16 protein-coding genes and 1 CRISPR repeat array (1 of these 17 running past the window's edge) are annotated in these 18,659 nt (G+C 36.4%); all 16 genes read left to right on the top strand.

All coding sequences use genetic code 11. The features are described 5' to 3' along the window. Nucleotides 1-630: a CRISPR direct-repeat array (repeat unit 36 nt; unit sequence ATTCCCACTCGCTGGGGATATTAATTGAATGGAAAC) (it extends 675 nt beyond the left edge of the window). 491 nt (nt 631-1,121) lie between these two features. The 16 genes from cas10 to EZY12_16490 all read left to right on the top strand — a co-directional run bounded on the left by cas10 (nt 1,122) and on the right by EZY12_16490 (nt 18,306). Next, on the top strand, nt 1,122-4,232 hold the full coding sequence (gene cas10, locus EZY12_16415) for a type III-B CRISPR-associated protein Cas10/Cmr2 (protein ID QSX66395.1): 3,111 nt from the start codon (nt 1,122-1,124) through the stop codon (nt 4,230-4,232). Then, complete coding sequence (locus EZY12_16420; GenBank protein QSX66396.1) at nt 4,232-5,428, top strand: CRISPR-associated protein Cmr3; 1,197 nt, start codon at nt 4,232-4,234, stop codon at nt 5,426-5,428. The genes cas10 and EZY12_16420 overlap by 1 nt, the downstream gene beginning before the upstream one ends. Then, the gene (gene cmr4, locus EZY12_16425; protein ID QSX66397.1) at nt 5,421-6,278 is read left to right on the top strand and encodes a type III-B CRISPR module RAMP protein Cmr4; all 858 of its coding nucleotides are present in this window, start codon (nt 5,421-5,423) and stop codon (nt 6,276-6,278) included. The genes EZY12_16420 and cmr4 overlap by 8 nt, the downstream gene beginning before the upstream one ends. Nucleotides 6,279-6,292: 14 nt before the next feature. Continuing rightward, nucleotides 6,293-6,817 (top strand): hypothetical protein, encoded by a 525-nt coding sequence (locus EZY12_16430; protein ID QSX66398.1) that lies wholly within the window; start codon nt 6,293-6,295, stop codon nt 6,815-6,817. Further along, nucleotides 6,817-8,544 carry an RAMP superfamily protein gene (locus EZY12_16435; protein QSX66399.1) on the top strand — a complete coding sequence of 576 codons (1,728 nt, stop codon included), beginning with the start codon at nt 6,817-6,819 and terminating at the stop codon, nt 8,542-8,544. The genes EZY12_16430 and EZY12_16435 overlap by 1 nt, the downstream gene beginning before the upstream one ends. Nucleotides 8,545-8,579: 35 nt before the next feature. Next, nucleotides 8,580-10,049, top strand: coding sequence for a hypothetical protein (locus tag EZY12_16440; protein QSX66400.1), 1,470 nt, complete (start codon nt 8,580-8,582; stop codon nt 10,047-10,049). A 17-nt stretch (nt 10,050-10,066) separates the two neighbouring features. After that, nucleotides 10,067-11,596 carry a hypothetical protein gene (locus EZY12_16445; GenBank protein QSX66401.1) on the top strand — a complete coding sequence of 510 codons (1,530 nt, stop codon included), beginning with the start codon at nt 10,067-10,069 and terminating at the stop codon, nt 11,594-11,596. 266 nt (nt 11,597-11,862) lie between these two features. After that, on the top strand, nt 11,863-13,704 hold the full coding sequence (locus EZY12_16450; protein ID QSX66402.1) for an NERD domain-containing protein: 1,842 nt from the start codon (nt 11,863-11,865) through the stop codon (nt 13,702-13,704). Nucleotides 13,705-13,925: 221 nt separating this feature from the next. Beyond that, nucleotides 13,926-14,267 (top strand): divalent-cation tolerance protein CutA, encoded by a 342-nt coding sequence (locus tag EZY12_16455; protein QSX66403.1) that lies wholly within the window; start codon nt 13,926-13,928, stop codon nt 14,265-14,267. A 180-nt stretch (nt 14,268-14,447) separates the two neighbouring features. After that, a complete protein-coding gene (locus EZY12_16460) occupies nt 14,448-14,726 on the top strand; it encodes a DUF1778 domain-containing protein (GenBank protein ID QSX66404.1) in 279 nt (92 codons plus the stop codon). Beyond that, nucleotides 14,723-15,217: a GNAT family N-acetyltransferase gene (locus tag EZY12_16465; GenBank protein ID QSX66405.1), complete on the top strand. Its 495-nt coding sequence runs from the start codon at nt 14,723-14,725 to the stop codon at nt 15,215-15,217. The genes EZY12_16460 and EZY12_16465 overlap by 4 nt, the downstream gene beginning before the upstream one ends. A 177-nt stretch (nt 15,218-15,394) precedes the next feature. Beyond that, entirely contained in the window at nt 15,395-15,550 is a 156-nt protein-coding gene (locus EZY12_16470; protein ID QSX70704.1) for a DUF3285 domain-containing protein, read from the top strand. Between the two features lie 13 nt (nt 15,551-15,563). Further along, nucleotides 15,564-16,094 (top strand): rRNA maturation RNase YbeY, encoded by a 531-nt coding sequence (gene ybeY, locus EZY12_16475; GenBank protein QSX66406.1) that lies wholly within the window; start codon nt 15,564-15,566, stop codon nt 16,092-16,094. 313 nt (nt 16,095-16,407) lie between these two features. After that, complete coding sequence (locus tag EZY12_16480) at nt 16,408-16,863, top strand: diacylglycerol kinase family protein (GenBank protein ID QSX66407.1); 456 nt, start codon at nt 16,408-16,410, stop codon at nt 16,861-16,863. A gap of 74 nt (nt 16,864-16,937) precedes the next feature. Then, a complete protein-coding gene (locus tag EZY12_16485; GenBank protein ID QSX66408.1) occupies nt 16,938-17,525 on the top strand; it encodes an aminodeoxychorismate/anthranilate synthase component II in 588 nt (195 codons plus the stop codon). 13 nt (nt 17,526-17,538) lie between these two features. Beyond that, the gene (locus EZY12_16490; GenBank protein QSX66409.1) at nt 17,539-18,306 is read left to right on the top strand and encodes an MBL fold metallo-hydrolase; all 768 of its coding nucleotides are present in this window, start codon (nt 17,539-17,541) and stop codon (nt 18,304-18,306) included. The last annotated feature ends 353 nt before the right edge of the window (nt 18,307-18,659 follow it).

Here is an 18,659-nt window from a genome sequence, read left to right on the forward strand (position 1 = left end):
TAGAGGGAGACTTATTCCCACTCGCTGGGGATATTAATTGAATGGAAACTACCACCAATAGCTCTACCAACCCCTCTTGATAGATATTCCCACTCGCTGGGGATATTAATTGAATGGAAACTCAACAATTATATTCCCAGTCCCATGTTCTATTGCAATTCCCACTCGCTGGGGATATTAATTGAATGGAAACAAGCTATCTAAAGCATCCATATTTAGTTTACCTGTACATTCCCACTCGCTGGGGATATTAATTGAATGGAAACATTTGTTGACAAAGCTTAACACTAAACTGAAGCTTAGTATTCCCACTCGCTGGGGATATTAATTGAATGGAAACTAACGACGCAGGAGTCAAAAGGCAGCCTCGCAAAGAATTCCCACTCGCTGGGGATATTAATTGAATGGAAACTCTGTTGTTAGGTGTTGACAGAATCTATCGGTTGTTATTCCCACTCGCTGGGGATATTAATTGAATGGAAACTGGTCGTCTCCCGTATATCCACAAAAATCCTCTGCCATTCCCACTCGCTGGGGATATTAATTGAATGGAAACCATCAACTACCGTTTGACCTACTCCCCAATCTGACATTATTCCCACTCGCTGGGGATATTAAGAGACTTCTAAATAAAAAAATATCCCAAATTCTCTTGTGGTGCAGGCATACTATGGCTAACGCCACGCTGCGCTATCGACAAGCTCAGTACAAGTCTTGCCTGCTAATAATACAAGGACGGGCAAGATGCCCATCCCACAAGATTGGATAATTTTTTTGTGAAGTTCTCTAATTGAATGGAAACTAGAATTGCAACTTGCGATCGCCACTTAGTAATTTAGTATCTATTCATATAAATACAAAACTTTTATCAGTATTAATAAATACAATACATTTGAACTAAAAAAGTTTAGCAAAAAAAGCTGTAGTTTAATACCTGCATAAATCAGAACAGATGTCAAAAACAAGAAAATATTTAGAATAAAATTCTTGTGGAGAGAAAAAGCTTACCAATAAAGCATTGTACGAATTATATAGAGAAATGTTGCAATATTATATATTTATAGACAAATACTGAATTATGGCTATACAATGCGTATATCAATCATATAAGGAAATCACTAGTGTCAGAAGAATATTGGCGAGCTAAGATTTGGGGGTTACTTCATGATCCTGTGCTAAAAGCATTACACAACAACAGTGGACGGGGTAAAAATAGCTTCTACAAACAACTAAAAGTTATGAAACCTTGGGTTGATGCTGATAGAATACCTGGTAAGTCACAAAGTAAATTATGTAAACATATACTCTTAGCTGACCATATAGCTTCCTCTAGTGATAGAGCTACAATAGGTTGTGTAACTGCCAGTATTAATTATGCTCCACGTAAAAACCGTGAACTAGGATTAGAAATTAAACACCTATTATCTGGTGCAAAACAGGATTTTAGAATCCAACTACATGAAGAACTTATAAAATCTAAACGCAGTAACTACTTACAGGATAAAGAAAAACTCCTACTACAATCTGTACCAAAAGAATTACAAACAGAAGATATTCGACATGATCTGAAAAAGATTAAACAATTATATTGGTGGTTGTGGCGTTGTTTACCAGAAGAAACCTGCAAATTATTTACAGAAGATACATCTTTAATGTTAATGCCAGCAGAAACAAGAATTCCTGATGGTTCAATTTGGAGTCATGTTAGTATGACTTCAGCATTAGCCGGGGCATTAGCAGGATATGATTTAACACTAGAGCAAGTAGAACGAAATTGGCAGTCAGATCAAAAATTATCTCATCCTTATTTAGCCGTATTTAGTTTTAGCCCAGTACAAGAACTAATTAAATCTAGTCGCAAAATGCGCGACTTTTGGGCCGGTTCTTGGTTACTGCATTATTTATCTGCTAAAGTTTCTTGGGTACTAGCAAATCAATATGGACCAGATACATTACTTTATCCTAGTCTTTATCAACAACCATTAATAGATCATTGGTTATTACAAAAATATCCAGAATTCAATCAATGGATAGAAAAACCATCAGCAGATAAACTATTAACTGCCGGATTTCCTAATGTTATAGTATTAATATTACCCAAAGATAAAGTTCAAGCTGCCATGCAAACAGCCCAGCAAACGCTGTTAGAAGAATGGTTAATGATTGGAGATTTAGTATTTAATTACTTACAAAAAGATAAAAGTCCTTGGAAAGATTTACAATCCGATCATAAGACTTGGAAAGGATGGTTAAAATCCCAATGGCAGTTTTATTGGACAGGGTTACCCATAGGAAACAAAGAAACAGAACTTAAAAGTCCTGCAATTATTAATGAAAATAAAGATAGAGGATTTGAAGATTGGTTAAATGTCCAGAACGAAACTTATAATCTAGACAAAACAAGTAAACTTTTTCAAGAAAAAGAATTAGAACTTCTTAAAGAAGCATACAAAAGACATTATCGAAAAAGGGGTTTTAGTGCTAATGTTGGTTCATGGTGGGGTTGTATATTCGATGCTACCCGTGCTAGTTTAGCATCAGTTAAAAACGCCCGTAATTGGGAAATGCCCACAGCATTTGGACCCCGTTCTACAATTTCTGGTATTGGTCCAGTTGTAAATACTCATAATCAAAAAGAGAGTGAAGATAATCAAGAAGAAAAAGATACAAAATATGGTAATGACTGGATAGCAGAAAGCGATACCAAGGAATTATGGGAAAATAAAGCAGGTTTATTTGATGGTACAGAACAATTAAATGCTACAGAAGTAGTTAAACGAGGTTTACATAAAGTTTTACGTGATTTATTAGGAATAAAAGAAGAAGATATTGCAGCATCTTATCCCGATTTAACTTCAGGTGTCGCTGGGTATTTGAAAGTTAATGCAAAAAATCATAAACATCAAGAAAATTTGGACGAATCTTGTGAAAAAATATTAGAAAAATTTCCTAGTGCTAAAATCATAATTGATGAAATGTCTAAGAAATGGGGTATTCCCTGGATAGATACTCCAAATAGTAATCATCATTCGCAAGAATATCATTGTCGCTTGTTAAATTCTGGTTGGTTAGTAGAAGATTTACAAACTCCAGAATTAAACATATTACAAATACAGTTAGATAAGGCTAAGGACGAAGATAGAGGACATATTAGAAAGCAAATCTCTGATAAAAAACGTGATTACCGCGAAGAAATTCAAAAAATAATTACCGAATACTACCCCAAGAATAACCCATCAGATTGGTATGTATTAGCAGCCGGTGATGGTGATAGTATGAGTGAATGGTTAAAGGGAACAAAACTGAAAACCTACGGTGATTATATTCCCTCAACATTGTCAGTCAAATTAGAGAAATTTCCCCAATTCCTAGAAATTCAAAAACGCATGGGACCAAGTACCCACAGTGCATTAAGTCGGGCATTATTAGACTTCTCTAATCAATTAGTACCTTACCTCACCCAAAAACGTTATGCAGGTAAACTAATCTATGGTGGTGGTGATGACGTTTTAGCCTATACGAACCTATGGGAATGGGATGAATGGTTATGGGATATCCGCCAATGTTTTAAAGGTGCAAAAGACCCTCACGGAGAATTTAGTCATGAAGGAGATTATTGGAAATACTTAGGTAATATTGACCAATTAGCCGACCGTCCATTATTTACAATGGGTAGCGAAGCCACAATTAGTTTTGGTATCGTTATTGCCCATCATTCTGTACCATTAGCTATAGCATTAGAAAGCCTATGGGAAGCAGAAGACGCAGCGAAAAAACACGAATATCATCATAGTTGCCAGTTAGGAACTAAAAAAGATTGTTTTAACAAAAAAGACGCTGTACAAGTGCGGGTATTATATGGAAACGGTAATACTTTAAAATCCACCGCTAAATTTGATGTTTTCTATCAATGGCAGGAATTAATGGCAAGTTCAAAAGACAGTGCCATATTTGAACAAGCAGCGAGTTTGTGGACTCAACACCCAGCACCGAGTTTAGAGGCTATTGCACCCTGGACAAAGGCATTTTGTGACAGACGTGATCAATTTCAAACCGATGAAAACAAAACCGCACAAATAAAGTTTCAGGAAAACATAGCCAACTTTTTAACAGCATTGTTTATTACCACTCAAACCAAAGACCTAGATAATGAAATTCAAAGTTGGTTAAAATTGGCCGCATTTATCAAACGTAGTCGTAATATTGATATTAAGTTAGGAGGTGGTAATTGATGTATTGGTATAAACTCACACCATTAGATATCTTGATGTTACGAGATGCCAAACCATTTTCACCACAACAAAGGGCATGGGCAGCTAGTGTGTTTCCTCCTAACGGTCATACCATAGCCGGGGCATTGCGAGGGTTATTAGGAGAGGGAAAAGAAAAGAAATTGAAAATTGTTGGTCCTTTTCTCTGTTATCAAAACACAGAAAATACCTTATATCTTCCCCGTCCCTTGGGTTTTGTCAAATCTACACCTCTTGTCCCTTTAAAATGGGCAAATGAATTTCATCTAAAATGGGAAAACAAACCTCATCATCTAAACGATGCCTTACGTGATGAAACTCAACCTTGTCCATTAGTCAAACTTCATAATTCTAAAGATGAAGATGAGGAAGATGAGGAAAATCACAACAATGAATTCCCAAAATGTGAAGGGAGTTCTGAGGTAAAGTTTAGACAGTATTTACCGTCTTGTGTTGTCAAAAACTATTTAGAAACAGGGGAAATTAATAAATATTGTTGGCAAGTAGTTAAGGGTACACATGAAGATAAACCCTGGACAATAGAAACCCGTTCCCATAATAGTATTGAACCCGGAACAAAACAAGTTAAAGATGCCGATGGTTACTTTGTAGAAAACGCCATTAGATTACATCAAAACTGGAGTTTTGCCATTGGAATTAATGATTCAATACAAACACCTGCTACAATCAGATTAGGAGGAGAAGGACACAGAGTAATAGTTGAATCTTGTCCAGAGTTGGGGGAACAATGGCAAGAACTACAAAACATTTCAAATACTAATTCAAAATCTAAAAGTCGATCAATAGCTTATTTAGTTACTCCTGGAGTTTTTGAAAGACTCCATAAAAATAAACATGGACAAAAAGTTTCTTTATGTCGTCCTTATCCTTGGGAATGGAAACTAAAGGATGATAATTTTGTGAGTATGTCCACAGATAAGCCAGTCCCAATTAGTTGTAGAATAAAAAGCAAAAAGGATCAAAGTATTCCTGCGCCTCAAGTATTTGCAGCACCACCGGGGAGTTTATACTATTTAGAAACACATCAAGAATTGTTTCAGGATCAAGAACTTTTACCCAATGGTGAAAAAAATTATGTAAATCATTGGCGAAAATTGGGTTATTCAGAAATGTTGTGGATTAAATATAAAGAAAAGGTTGAGAAAAAAAATGGCTGATTTTAGAGTTGGTTATATGTACAGTCTTGCACCTATTCATTGTGGAGGTGAAGGAGACTTAGGTAATATTTTAGAAATTGCCCGTGAAGTACATACAAATTTTCCTTATATTCCCGGTTCTTCTTTACGTGGTAGCCTAAGGGATGGAGTAGAAATATTAGATCCAATGGCAGCCCCAATTCTATTTGGAAAAGAATTAGACGAAAAAGGTCAAATGGGAGTGCATCAAGTTTGGTTTGGAGATGCGCGATTATTATGGATTCCTATGCGAACCATGTCAGTTAATAATAGAGATGTTTTTACCTGGGTTAGTTGTCATTCATTAATTCGTGATCATGCTATAATTTCACGCCAAAAAACAGCAATATTTCCTAGTGAGGCTGTGGGTACTCGTGCAGGGGTTTATTCTGTAGCTGATGCTCAAATTACAGTTAAATTATTATCAAATGATCAAAAACAAGCTATTTCTTTAACAGGATGGCCAAATTCATTAAAAGATGCTGTTCAACCTACTTGGAAAGATAATTTAATTATTTTACCTGATGCAGATTTTCAAGTATTAATGGAACATTCGCTGTGGACCCAAGTTCGGAATAAAATTCAGGAAGAAGTTGGTTCGGCTGAGATTTTCTGGACAGATATTTGTATTCCTAGAGATACTATTTTTTATTATCCTTGGGGCTATAGTTTGCTCAAAAATAATCCCATAACAGAGAAACAACATGATTTATTAATCAGCATTTTACAAGAATTATTTCAAGTAGGTGGTCAAGCTAATGTAGGACGAGGTTGGGTTCAAGGTTGGACAAATCATCTTACAACACCTATTAAAGACAAAGTTATAGCCTAAAGGAATATAAATTTATGCCTCAACTAAACAGACCTAAGCAACCAAATCCAGCACTAAAAGTTACTGCAATACCTCCAACTCATTCTGAACCTATTAAATCTGAAAAATTGAAACCTGAAACTATTAAGAATGATAATAACTCTTCTTTAGTTTTACCAGAACAAATGAGTCTAACTGCCCATGAACATATTCAAAAATATTTACAAAAATTCAGAAAACAAAAGTTAGATAAAAACGATTTAACCGCCGTTTTAAGATTGTCTCAACATCTAAGAGTTTTTGGTTTACTGTCTGCTGTTGGTTATCTAAATCAAGCTAATGCCCAAGGTGGAGAAGTAAGGGAACGTACTGTACCAGTGTGGGAATCATTACTAGGTCAGATGGTAGACAAAAATAACTCACCAACGAAAGAAGAACTGATGGCACAAATAGTAGACATAACGAAAGATAAGCCACAAGAATATATGCTGATGTGGCGGAAATCTTTGTTATTAGCTAATCACTGGAATTTTTGGGCTAGAGCCTATCAGGAGGACTAATGTATACAGGAATCCAATTAATTAATTTACTAGAAAAACAGCATCAAAAGCGATCGCAATCTGGCCTATTTAAAAAAGACATTTTTACTATCCAGTGGCGTGCTAAAGTAGGTTCATTTCCCCATCCAGATGTAGAAACTATTGTTTCTGCTGGTGAACCTTGTGGTACATGGCGGCCAACTCACGGACGACCAGGAGATAAACGCAATGTTAGCGAAAATTGGGAGCAATTAAGATTTTTACCCCTTAATGGTTACATTCCAGGGGCTTCTATTCGAGGTTTGGTAAGAGCATGGGCAAAACAACGGCCAGAAATTTTACCAAGAATGTACGAGCTTTTGGGGTATCAAGAAAATGATAAAATTAGTGCTGGGAAAATAGAATTTCTCGATGCTTGGCCAGAAACAGCAACTAAATTAAGTTTAGATATTGTTAATCCTCAACAGGAATTTCAGGTATATCATCAAAACCAAAGCAAACCATTATCTCTTTATACTTTAGGTAATGGTAAAGATACAATTCCTGTCATAGTTGCAATTAGAGGAATACCCGAAAAAGCTACAGATGAAGAAGTAACCGAAGTTTGGAATTGGGTACAACAAGCACTAGGTTTATATGGTATTGGTGGACGAACTGCGTCTGGTTATGGAAGTCTCAAACTTCCCAATTCTGCACAAAAACTCACACCTGATCCCGATTATGCAGTTAAACAATTTGAATTTAGTCTTTACAGTCAAGGTAATGCAGGTCCACATACTCAAACAATGGAATTACGTCCTTCACATTGGCGGGGTTGGCTGCGTTCTTGGTTGATGCGTTTTTTCTTGGGAGTAATGTCTGAAAATATGGCTAAATTGACTGTATCTGAACTCATGGGAGATATAAATGCAGGAGATGGTAATAGTCGCAAAGGTTGTGTACGTCTGCAAATAATTCAATCTAATACACAGGGCGATCGCTCTGAGAATCAACCAAACTTTTATTTGTGGAAAGGTAAACTACAAATTAGCGCACCACAAGACATCCTTAATAAAATTATTTTGCCTATCATTCGCTTTGCTGTCATGGTTGGGGGTGTTGGACGTGGATGGCGTAGACCATTACATATATTTTACATGAATAATGGTAGAGCAGCTTCCAGAGGAACATACTTAATTTTAAAGCACAAAGTTAAAAATAACACTACTAACCAATGGGATACTAAACCTTTTGGTTTACCTCTTGATACAACAGCTTGGATAAAAGCTTATAGTAACTGGTTGACAGCAGTAAAAAGTAATTGGAATGATAGATTATCGACTGAAAACCATAACATCACAGCAGAGGTTTTTTCCCCTACTACTTGTGCAATTTATGTAGTTCCAGGTCCCGATATAAATCCCATAAAAACTTCCTCCATAAAATGGGAACAAATAGATGATGCAGAAGTAACTCGTGGGGATGGAATGTATTTAATTTATCATGAAAATCATCCACGCAATTATAAGCGTAATCAAGATTTAGGTGGTAGTGCTGGTAATAGTAGTGCTTACTGTTCTTGGGCAAGTATTAAACGGGTAAATATTCCCAATAAAGACGAAGAAACCGACTGTCAAGAAATTGTTTGTTTATTTATGGGTGGACAAACACCAAATGCTAATCATGTGCGATCGCGTTTTCTCCGTGATTTAGGAAACATAAATGGTAATTTACATCTATTTGGTGTCGAACCTCCAGCAGAAATTTAACTAAATAAATACTACAAAATATAACTCGCTTAAATATGAAATCAGTTTTAATTGCCACAATCGGCACTAGAGATTTAATGTTTCAAATATCATCTGGTGCATGGTTCAATATTGGTAATGATAGAGTCCAAAACGGAGAAATTATTGCTGAACAATTAGAAGTAATTTCTGATTTAGGCTTAAAGGATAATATAACTTTTCGTGACTTAACTAAATACCTATTAGATAATATTGAAAAATATGTAGACAAGCTCCAACCACCAATTATTGGTAAACTATTTATTGAGGAAGCATCAAACATTGAAAAGGTTTATTTAATAGCTACTGATCAGAATGAAAAAGTAAAACAAAGAGAAAAAGATACCTTATATTCAGCCGCATTAATTAAAGAATGGATAATCCACAAATTTAGTCATCTTACTGATGAAAATGTTACTATTATTCCGCTTGGTCAGGATGGTATTAACCCCTCTAATTTTGAGGATATGTTTAATTGGTGTCGAAAAATCTGGAAAAATACAATTACTGTTAATAGAGATCAATCAGTTTGGGTATGTTTGAAAGGAGGAGTAGGACAAACTTCCGAAGCTGCCAGAATTTCAGGACTTAGTTTTTATGGTGATCGCATTCAGTTCTTTGAATTTAGAGAAAATCCAACTGCTAACCGTAATGGTATTCCCTCTGACTATACTGGTCCATTTTTAGGAACTAATTATCTTTGGGATAGAACTCAAAAACAGGCTTTACAATTATTAGAAAGCTATGATTATGCCGAAACATATAAATTACTAGAACCATATTTTCAACAATTCCCTAATAAATTTGGAGCAATATCTAACTTATTAAAAGCTGGAATAGTTTGGAATCAAGGGGAATTTCAGCAGTTTTTATCAATAGCTAGAAATTCTACCAACATACCCAGAGTAGAAGGAAGATTATGGATGGCTTATGAACAAGCCTATTTAGGTGTAATTCGCCTTCAACAAAGAAATACCACAGAAGCAATGTTACACAGTTATAGAGCTATTGAAGGCTTATTATATTTGTGGGCTGCGGATTCTTTTCCTAATGATGTTGAGGAAAGAGAACAAGGATATCCATCAATTAAAAGTTCTATTTTGCAAAAATATCCATCATTAAGAAGACATTTTAATAATTCAGATGTTAATCTGCAAGGATGGTTATTAGAAGATTTATTAAATCTGGCTATTCCTGAAACCAGAAATCATATTGATTTTCAAACATTTTGGGATTCTGCTAAAAAGGCAAGAAATAGTTTTTCCCACCGTTTAGGCGGTTTGGCAGAACAAGATATTTTCAAAGCTTGGTCTCAAGATATAAAAAATCCAGATATCAAAAACTCAGAACAATGGGAAAAAAGAATTTTTAACTGCATTAATTTAGTCACAGGAAAACCTTTTAAGAATCTCTCACAAGCCAGCATTTTTCAAAAAATACACATCGAAGTTTATCAAAAAATAGAAAATACTGAAATAATTAATTAAAAATTAGTGTATATTTTATGAAAACAACAAATAACACAACCCACGTTAACACCCTGATCATCACCGTAGGAACTAGACAAATAGGGTGGCATTGCAAAGATGGTATTATTCGTTCCTTTGGTGCAGATGGTAATATTGGGTATCCTGCCCATATAAACCAACTTTATCAAGAACTAGGAATAGAACGGGGTACACATCAAGAAGGTGATAAAACTTATCCTTGGAGTGGTAGAGATTTAGGACAACGTTATTACGAATACTGCAAAGAATGGTTGGGTGGTAATTTTAGTAATGTTGAATTATTGTTAGACAAAACTATCATTGAAGCAGGAATCAAACAAGGATTAAAACATATTATTCTTTGGGCAACTGACCAACCAGAAACAGTTTCCTGGAAATTTCGCAGACTTGATACCCTGTGGATAGCAGAATTAATGGCAAGTAAAATTAAAAGTTTATTTCCAGAAATCAGAGTTGATATTCATGCACCAAAAATAGATGCTGGTGATAGTAATGCAATAAGAGAAGAACTAGAACAATTAGTATTAAAAGATGCTATTGATGCCTTTTCACCTACTAAAAATGAAGAATTTGTACTGTGGATACAAACCAAAGGATGTACTCCAGTAATTGCTTCTAATGTAGAAATTTGTGCAGCAGCATTAGTGCGTCAATATCAAGTATTTAACGCTAGTCCTGATGAACCGAAAGAATTGTTTAGCAATTTAGAAAATAATTCAGTAACCGCTAATCATTCCCGAAGTTTTACATTAATTTCAATGGCAGAATATTTCTGGTCATTGGAAAAATTACGGATTAAATCAGCTTGGGAAAGAGGCGATTTTTCAGAATCTCAACTTTGGTTAGCTGTTCATCAACATCGTCATCCAGTATTATATAAATTAGCGGGGTTATTAGCAAGATATAGTAATTGGGAATCCAATGATGAATTTTACCGCAAACTCAAAGATTGGCTGGGTTCTAATGATGTGAGTAACTTGGTTGAGTCAGAACAAATTGAAACTTGGAAAAACCAACTCCAGAAAATGCAAGATAATGATATCAGCAAACTTTGGGAGTCAACAATTTTGATAGAACTGTGTCTTTATCGAGAGAATTATACGGCTGCATTTATCCAATTTACACAGCTTTTAGAACGATTATTATATATCCAATCAACTGCACAAAATTGGACTACTAAGGGTTGGGCATTGCATAAAAATAATGACCCCTCATTAGCAGAATTAATGCAAGGTTGGTGTTTATACAAGAAATTTAATCAAGATAGTAAATGGTCTAAACTTTTGTATGAGATTCGACAAAACCGCAATCAAATAATTCATAAAGGTGAATCTATCACAACCAAAAAAATTCGTGCTATCTGGGCTGATAATGATTTTCCAGTGAAATATCCAGAAACCCCAGCAATCATTAAAAATCTGATGATGGATGTACTTAAAGAAATTGGTACACCTCTCAACTTGAATAATTTACTCATGCGATCGCTATATCAATGGGGACTAAAATATTTAGAAGATGTGAGTTAATTGATTCTGTAAACTTGAAAATAATACTAAAAAAAGTCCTCCACTATCATTACAAACTTTATTAGCAGAGGTAAAAGCAAATCGAGATAAACAATATCTAAAAGTCTAATTTTGAAGATACTTAGGCGATCGCTCTACCAATTATTAAGGGAAAACTGGCAATTCCTAGGTCGCGCTAGTTCCCTCCGGGACGCTTTGCGTAGCTTGCTTCCCGTAGGGTACGCTATCGCTCACCCATTTATCCCCTAAAAATTATCCTAATTACAATGTCCACACTAATTCCTTCATTTAATAGCTGTTCAATGAGAATGACCCCTGGTGAAAGGAGGTTAGCGCAGCGCATGGAGGAAAAACTAGATGATGATTATTTATTGTGGTATGACGTACCCATCGGTAAAAAACAATTACACCCTGATTTCATAGTTTTGCATCCTAGCCGGGGTTTGTTTATCCTTGAGGTTAAAGACTGGAAACTGGACACAATTCAAAATATCAATCCCTCCACATTCACTATAATTACTGATAATGGCATTAAAGAAGTTAAGCACCCATTACAACAAGCCAGAGATTACGCTTTAGCAGTCAACAAATTGTTAGAAAAAGATACTGCTTTAGTTCAACAAGGTGATTATCAAGGTAAGTTAATTATTCCCTATGGTTATGGTGTGGTTTTTACTAATATTAACCGCAAAGATTTTAATAATAGTGAACTCCCCACAGTATTTGAGGAACATTTAGTTATTTGCAAAGATGAAATCTTACCAAGTACCGATGCAGGGGAATTTCAGCAGCGACTTTGGTATTTGTTAGCATATAACTTTGGTAAAATCCTAACCAACAGTCAAATAGATAGAATCCGTTGGCATATATTCCCAGAATTACGAATTACTCAATTATCTTTATTTGATGTAGAAATAGAAGAACCCCAACATCTGCAAATTCCAGATATTCTCCAAATTATGGACTTGCAACAGGAACAATTAGCCCGCAGTTTAGGTGATGGACATAGAATAATTCATGGTGTGGCAGGTTCAGGTAAAACCATGATTTTAGGCTTTCGGTGTCAGCATCTGGCACAACTTAATAAACCCATATTGGTACTGTGTTTTAATGTTTCCCTTGCTGCTAAATTACGAGACATGATTCAGAAACCTGGCAAAGTTAGTCGCATCAAAGTAAGACACTTTCATGGGTGGTGTATGGATTTACTCAAGAAATATAACATCCCCAAACCTGACCCTAGAGAATATCAAGGGGAATCTTACATAGAAGAACTGGTAAATCTAGTCATAAATGCTGTTGATGCTAAATTAATACCCAGTGGAATTTATGATGCTGTGATGTTGGACGAGGGACATGATTTTAAACCTGAGTGGTTAAAATTAATTGCCCAGATGGTTAACCCGGAAACCAATTCACTGCTTGTACTTTATGATGATGCCCAAAACTTATACGGTAGTAAACGTAATAAATTTAGCTTTAAAAGTGTGGGGATTCAGGCACAGGGACGCAGCACCATTTTAAAACTCAACTACCGCAATACAGAACAGGTGTTAGGGGTGGCCTACGAATTTGCTAAGGAAGTAATGATACCCACGACCGGGGATGATGACCAAGTGATATTAGTAGAACCTGCGAGCGCTGGCCGTCAGGGACCAATGCCAGATTTAATCAAACTATCCAGTTTCCAACAAGAGGTAGATTACTTAGCCCAACGAGTGCAACAATTACATGAACGGGGTACACCCTGGAACGAAATCGCTATTATTTATCGTAGTTATTTTATGGGCAATTGCATATTCCAAGACTTCCAAAAAATGCACATCCCTATTGAATGGGTAAACGCCAACAATAATAGTCGCAATTATAACCCTGCCCAAGAAAGTATAAAATTAATAACCATGCACTCATCTAAGGGTTTGGAGTTTCCCATAGTGTTGATTCCTGGTCTTGGGTATATGCCCAACGAAAACCAAGAGTTAGGAGAAGAAGCGCGGTTAATATATGTAGCCATGACCAGGGCAATGGAACAATTGATTATCACCTGTCATCGTTCATCAGAATTTACCAACCGGATTGAGTCAGCATTATCAAAAGTTACAAAGTAATTTAGAGGATTTAATAAGGTACAAATTGATGGAGTTCATTAACAACAATCATCACAAAAAACTAGAGATTATAGACGGGATAGGATACGTAATGTTATTCGTACCGTGAGATTTGATGCTAGTGAATGTTATAATTGTCCGATGGATGTTGTGACAGAGTTTCTGAATCTATTTTAGTAATTATTAATTTTTTGCCAAAACGAACATAATATAGTCAAAATATGAAATTTATTTTTGTTTACGTTACTTGTAAAGATCGTAGTGAAGCCCTTAATGTAGGTAAAGCTGTAGTAGAATCCCGTCTTGCTGCCTGTGCCAACATAATTAATGGTATGGAAAGCATTTATTGGTGGAACGGTCAATTACAAGTAGAAAAAGAAGCAATTTTAATTATGAAATCACGCCGCGATTTGTTTGCAGAACTGACAGAAAAGGTAAAATCAGTACATTCCTATCAAGTACCTTGTGTGGTAGCTTTACCCATTGAAACAGGAAATCAAGATTACCTGAATTGGTTAATGGCAGAAACCAAAACTACAGATATCAACGAACAATTACACTAAACTTATTGTTATTCTCCTATGAACAACGGTTACGACCAGTATAAAATATATCTAATACGACACAGCGCAAATAAACTTATTATTAAACATAGAAATATTTCCACAGAATATTGTAATGTCGTTGTCATTACATAATGCTAAAATAATTGAATCACGAATAACACCCCAAATCAACCGACAATGACCAGTAAAACTCCACGTAACACCCTCAATTTACGCATTAAGCCAGAAGAACGTGATTTGATAGATATGGCTGCCAAATTGCTAGGTAAAAATAGAACTGATTTCATATTAGCAGCAGCGAGGAATGCAGCCGAAGAAACCTTACTAGAACGAACTATTTTTTGGGCTACTCCAGAAGCTTATGCCGAATTTATCACCTTACTAGATGCACCACCCCAACCTAATGAACGTTTACGTAAAACTATGCAAACAAGCGCACCCTGGGACTCAGAATGAGCTTAACACCACCTGAAACCCTAGCTAGTCATCACTCCTGCGCTGATTTTTCCTGTGGAATAGCTTCTCTTGATGATTGGTTAAAGCGTCGAGCTTATACTAATCAAGTCAGTAGTGCAACGAGAACTTTTGTCATCTGTGTTGACAATAAAGTTATTGGATATTATGCCCTTGCTTCTGGAGCAATTAGTGTAGAATCAGCTTTAGGTAAATTCCGGCGAAATATGCCTAACCCCATTCCAGTGATTATTTTAGCACGCTTGGCAATAGATAATTCTTATCAAAGTCAAGGTTTAGGACGTGCTTTATTCCGTGATGCTGCGCTACGGGTTATTCACGCTGCTGATACTATTGGCATTAGAGGAATTATTGTTCATGCCATTTCCGAGGAAGCTAAGAATTTTTATTTAGCTTTAGGTTTTAATTTGTCTCCTCTTGAACCAATGACATTGATGATTACTGTTAACGATTTACGTGATTGTCTTGCTTAGGATTGAACTAATTAGCTCCGCATTAACACTCTCTGGTTTAGCATAAAACAATTGTTTGCTAATGCAGACACAACAAAAAAACCAAAAACTGGTTTAAGTTCAACAGCAGCACTATCAGCCGACTCCTATTCCCCAAGAACCTGCTACAGTAATAAAAGAAATAATAGCGAATTAATTATGGAAAAATCTCCTACTCCAGACCCCCAACCCAGCTATGTCAAACTTGCCATGCGAAACATGGTGAGAAAAGGTGGCACATCCCTCCAACACTTCGCGCTAACTGCCGTAGGACTATTATCTGTCCTAGTGGGTTTAGCATATCTTACCCGCTAAGTGAGGAAAATTCGTGCCTCTACAGATAGAATTATATTTAGAAGATTGCTTTGACGACTCTTCCCCCATAGCCGTCAATATTGGTAATAATTACCCCATTCCTCTGGAAACCTGGGAAAACTGGTTTCAACAATGGTTGGAAAATCTTCTTGATTATCTGCCAACTGCACCTAGTTATGAAATCAGCTTGCGTTTGACAAACGATACCGAAATGCAAACCCTAAATTCCCAATATCGTCAGCAAGATAAACCTACAGATGTTTTAGCCTTTGCCTCTCTCGAAGCAGATTTACCACAAAGCGAAGAAATGCTGGCTACGATGCCTTTGTATCTAGGTGATATTATTGTCTCTATAGATACGGCACAACGTCAAGCTCAACAGCAGGAACACAGCTTGTCTACAGAATTAGCTTGGTTAACGGCTCATGGTTTATTGCATTTGTTAGGTTGGGATCATCCTGACGAAGAGAGTTTGATAGAAATGTTAAAGGAGCAAGTTGTATTACTCAAGAAAATAGGTATTATTATTAACTTAGAGTCTTAGAGGATGTTAGAAAAGTCTAATTTGTTACCTAGCCTGGCGACTGGAAGTCGCAGCTACACAGACAAAACCCACCTTCGTGGGTTAAGAAGCTGGGTTTTTGGTTAGTCCACGCAGGTGGACTTCGCTTGTGTAGTAGCGAATTATATTCGCTCAAAACTTTTCAAACATCCTCTTAGATATATCTTGACAACGGCGAATCTTGGTAATTAATTTATAGTTGAGATATTTAAAATAGCCTATAATTCCATCAAAGTTGATCTGGCTATAAAAATCCGTAAATTCTCACCCTTTTATATATCGTATTCTTTTGTCTATGCCTCCAAAAGTTTCGTCATCACCAACCAATAACAGCTTACCAACGCTTGTGTCTAAAGATAGGGAACTTTCCTGGCAAATTGCCTCTAATTTATTTGTTAGTTTTAAGTATGCTTGGGCTGGAATTACCTATGCTTTTCAGACTCAACGTAACTTTCGGATTCATGTAGCTGTCTGTGCCTTGGCCATTGGACTAAGTGTATTTTTACGTTTAGAAACAGTAGAGGTAACTATAATTGCGATTACCAGCGGTTTAGTTTTGACCTTAGAGTTAGTGAATACTGCCATTGAGTCAATTGTAGACCTAACGGTCAAACAGTCTTATCATGAGTTAGCAAAAGTTGCTAAAGACTGCGCTGCTGGTGCTGTACTTATCTCAGCTTTAGTAGCATTACTGGTTGCCTCTATATTAATATTGCCTCCTTTAGTAATTTTGATCCTATCTACTTTCTAGAAATTAGATTGTGAAGAGTAGAGACGTTTTCGGAAAACGTTTTTGATATTTTTAAATGAAATTAGGTAAAAATTGTGATATTAGTCATTGATAACTACGACAGTTTTACGTATAATTTAGTACAATATCTTGGAGAATTAGCAGTAGATTTTCCAGTGGCTAATGACCTGCAAGTGGTACGAAATGATCAGATTACTGTAGATGAGATTAGGGCATTAAACCCCGATGCAGTGGTAATTTCCCCTGGTCCTGGTCGTCCAGATGATGCCGGAGTTTCCCTAAATGCGATCGCCCAACTTGGCTCTCAAATACCCATTTTAGGTGTGTGTTTAGGACACCAAAGTATTGGTCAGGTCTTCGGTGGTAAAATCGTCTCTGCCCCCGAATTAATGCACGGTAAAACCTCCCAGGTATCCCACACAGGAATAGGAATTTTTCAAGGTTTAGAAAATCCTTTAACCGCGACCAGATATCATAGTTTAGTTATTGAAAGGGAAACTTGCCCAGAAGTATTGGAAATCACAGCTTGGGTGGAAGATGGCACAATCATGGGCGTGAGACACCGGAACTATCCGCACATTCAAGGAGTCCAATTTCATCCGGAGAGTGTTCTCACTGCTTTGGGTAAAGAACTACTAAGAAATTTTTTGCGAACTTTGTAAAGCGAGCATTTTTATGAAACGACGACAATTGATAGGCTACGCTGGAGCGGGTTTAGTAACGGCTGTAGTTACTAATTTAGGTACTCAAGTTCCAGTAAATGCCCAGTCTGGCGGTGTATCAATTCAGTGGTTAGGTCATACTTGCTTTTTATTGACCAATGGTAATGTCAAAATTCTCATCAATCCCTTTCAAACTTTAGGTTGTACAGCTAAGTATCGTTCCCCAAACGTTGCCACAGATTTGGTATTAATTAGCAGTCAATTGTTGGATGAAGGTGCAATAGATAAAATCCCAGGAAATCCCAAATTAGTCTATCAGCCGGGTGTCTATGAGTTTAAAGGCGTTAAGTTTCAGGGAATTACCACAGACCATGATCGTAACAATGGAAAACGATTTGGGAAAAATGTAGCTTGGAAATTGACACCAGGAGGAATTAATCTATTGCACTTGGGAGGTTCCGCTGCACCGATTACTCTAGAACAAAAAATTCTCATGGGTCGCCCCGATGTGTTATTTATTCCCGTGGGAGGTAGTGCTAAAGCCTACAATGCCCAAGAAGCAAAACAAATAATTGAATTCTTAAATCCTAAGTTAGTCATTCCCACCCATTACCGCACTCAAGCTGCTGATGGTGCAGTCTGTGACATTTCCCCAGTAGATGATTTTCTGACTTTGATGCAGGGTGTTAATATCCGCCGAAGTAATAATGATTCTGTGGCGATTAACTCCAAGATTTTGCCGGAAAAAACCGAAATCCAGCTTTTAAGTTATAAGTTTTAGTCACAGATAAGCGTTGGGTTTCATTCTTCAACCCAACCTACTCATTAATGGTAGGCTTGTTTGGCAAATAGTTCTTCCTCGTCAATTTTATCATAGCATATCTAAAACTCGTTGTCAAGTAAAAGATTACTCTTTTTGCGTTTTTTTTGTAAAATTCAAATTCTTATCTCGTTCCCAGTCTCTGACTGGGAATGCCATGATAGAGGCTGGAGCCTCATTGTATTATTGAAGGCAGAGCCTTCTTGAACCCATTCCCATACAGAGTATGGGAACGAGACAACGAGACATATAACCGCATTAGAAACGGAAATGGATCAAATCAAATGGTTGATCAACTTTACAAATTAACAGCA

This window comes from Dolichospermum sp. DET69, from assembly GCA_017355425.1.
Classification (GTDB): Bacteria; Cyanobacteriota; Cyanobacteriia; order Cyanobacteriales; family Nostocaceae; genus Dolichospermum.

What these genes read in the sequence shown, in the direction of transcription:
- EZY12_16420 (QSX66396.1), top strand. Translation starts at nt 4,232, where the DNA reads ATGTATTGGTATAAACTCACACCATTAGATATCTTGATGTTACGAGAT.
- cmr4 (QSX66397.1), top strand. Translation starts at nt 5,421, where the DNA reads ATGGCTGATTTTAGAGTTGGTTATATGTACAGTCTTGCACCTATTCAT.
- EZY12_16430 (QSX66398.1), top strand. Translation starts at nt 6,293, where the DNA reads ATGCCTCAACTAAACAGACCTAAGCAACCAAATCCAGCACTAAAAGTT.
- EZY12_16435 (QSX66399.1), top strand. Translation starts at nt 6,817, where the DNA reads ATGTATACAGGAATCCAATTAATTAATTTACTAGAAAAACAGCATCAA.
- EZY12_16440 (QSX66400.1), top strand. Translation starts at nt 8,580, where the DNA reads ATGAAATCAGTTTTAATTGCCACAATCGGCACTAGAGATTTAATGTTT.
- EZY12_16445 (QSX66401.1), top strand. Translation starts at nt 10,067, where the DNA reads ATGAAAACAACAAATAACACAACCCACGTTAACACCCTGATCATCACC.
- EZY12_16450 (QSX66402.1), top strand. Translation starts at nt 11,863, where the DNA reads ATGTCCACACTAATTCCTTCATTTAATAGCTGTTCAATGAGAATGACC.
- EZY12_16455 (QSX66403.1), top strand. Translation starts at nt 13,926, where the DNA reads ATGAAATTTATTTTTGTTTACGTTACTTGTAAAGATCGTAGTGAAGCC.
- EZY12_16460 (QSX66404.1), top strand. Translation starts at nt 14,448, where the DNA reads ATGACCAGTAAAACTCCACGTAACACCCTCAATTTACGCATTAAGCCA.
- EZY12_16465 (QSX66405.1), top strand. Translation starts at nt 14,723, where the DNA reads ATGAGCTTAACACCACCTGAAACCCTAGCTAGTCATCACTCCTGCGCT.
- EZY12_16470 (QSX70704.1), top strand. Translation starts at nt 15,395, where the DNA reads ATGGAAAAATCTCCTACTCCAGACCCCCAACCCAGCTATGTCAAACTT.
- EZY12_16480 (QSX66407.1), top strand. Translation starts at nt 16,408, where the DNA reads ATGCCTCCAAAAGTTTCGTCATCACCAACCAATAACAGCTTACCAACG.
- EZY12_16490 (QSX66409.1), top strand. Translation starts at nt 17,539, where the DNA reads ATGAAACGACGACAATTGATAGGCTACGCTGGAGCGGGTTTAGTAACG.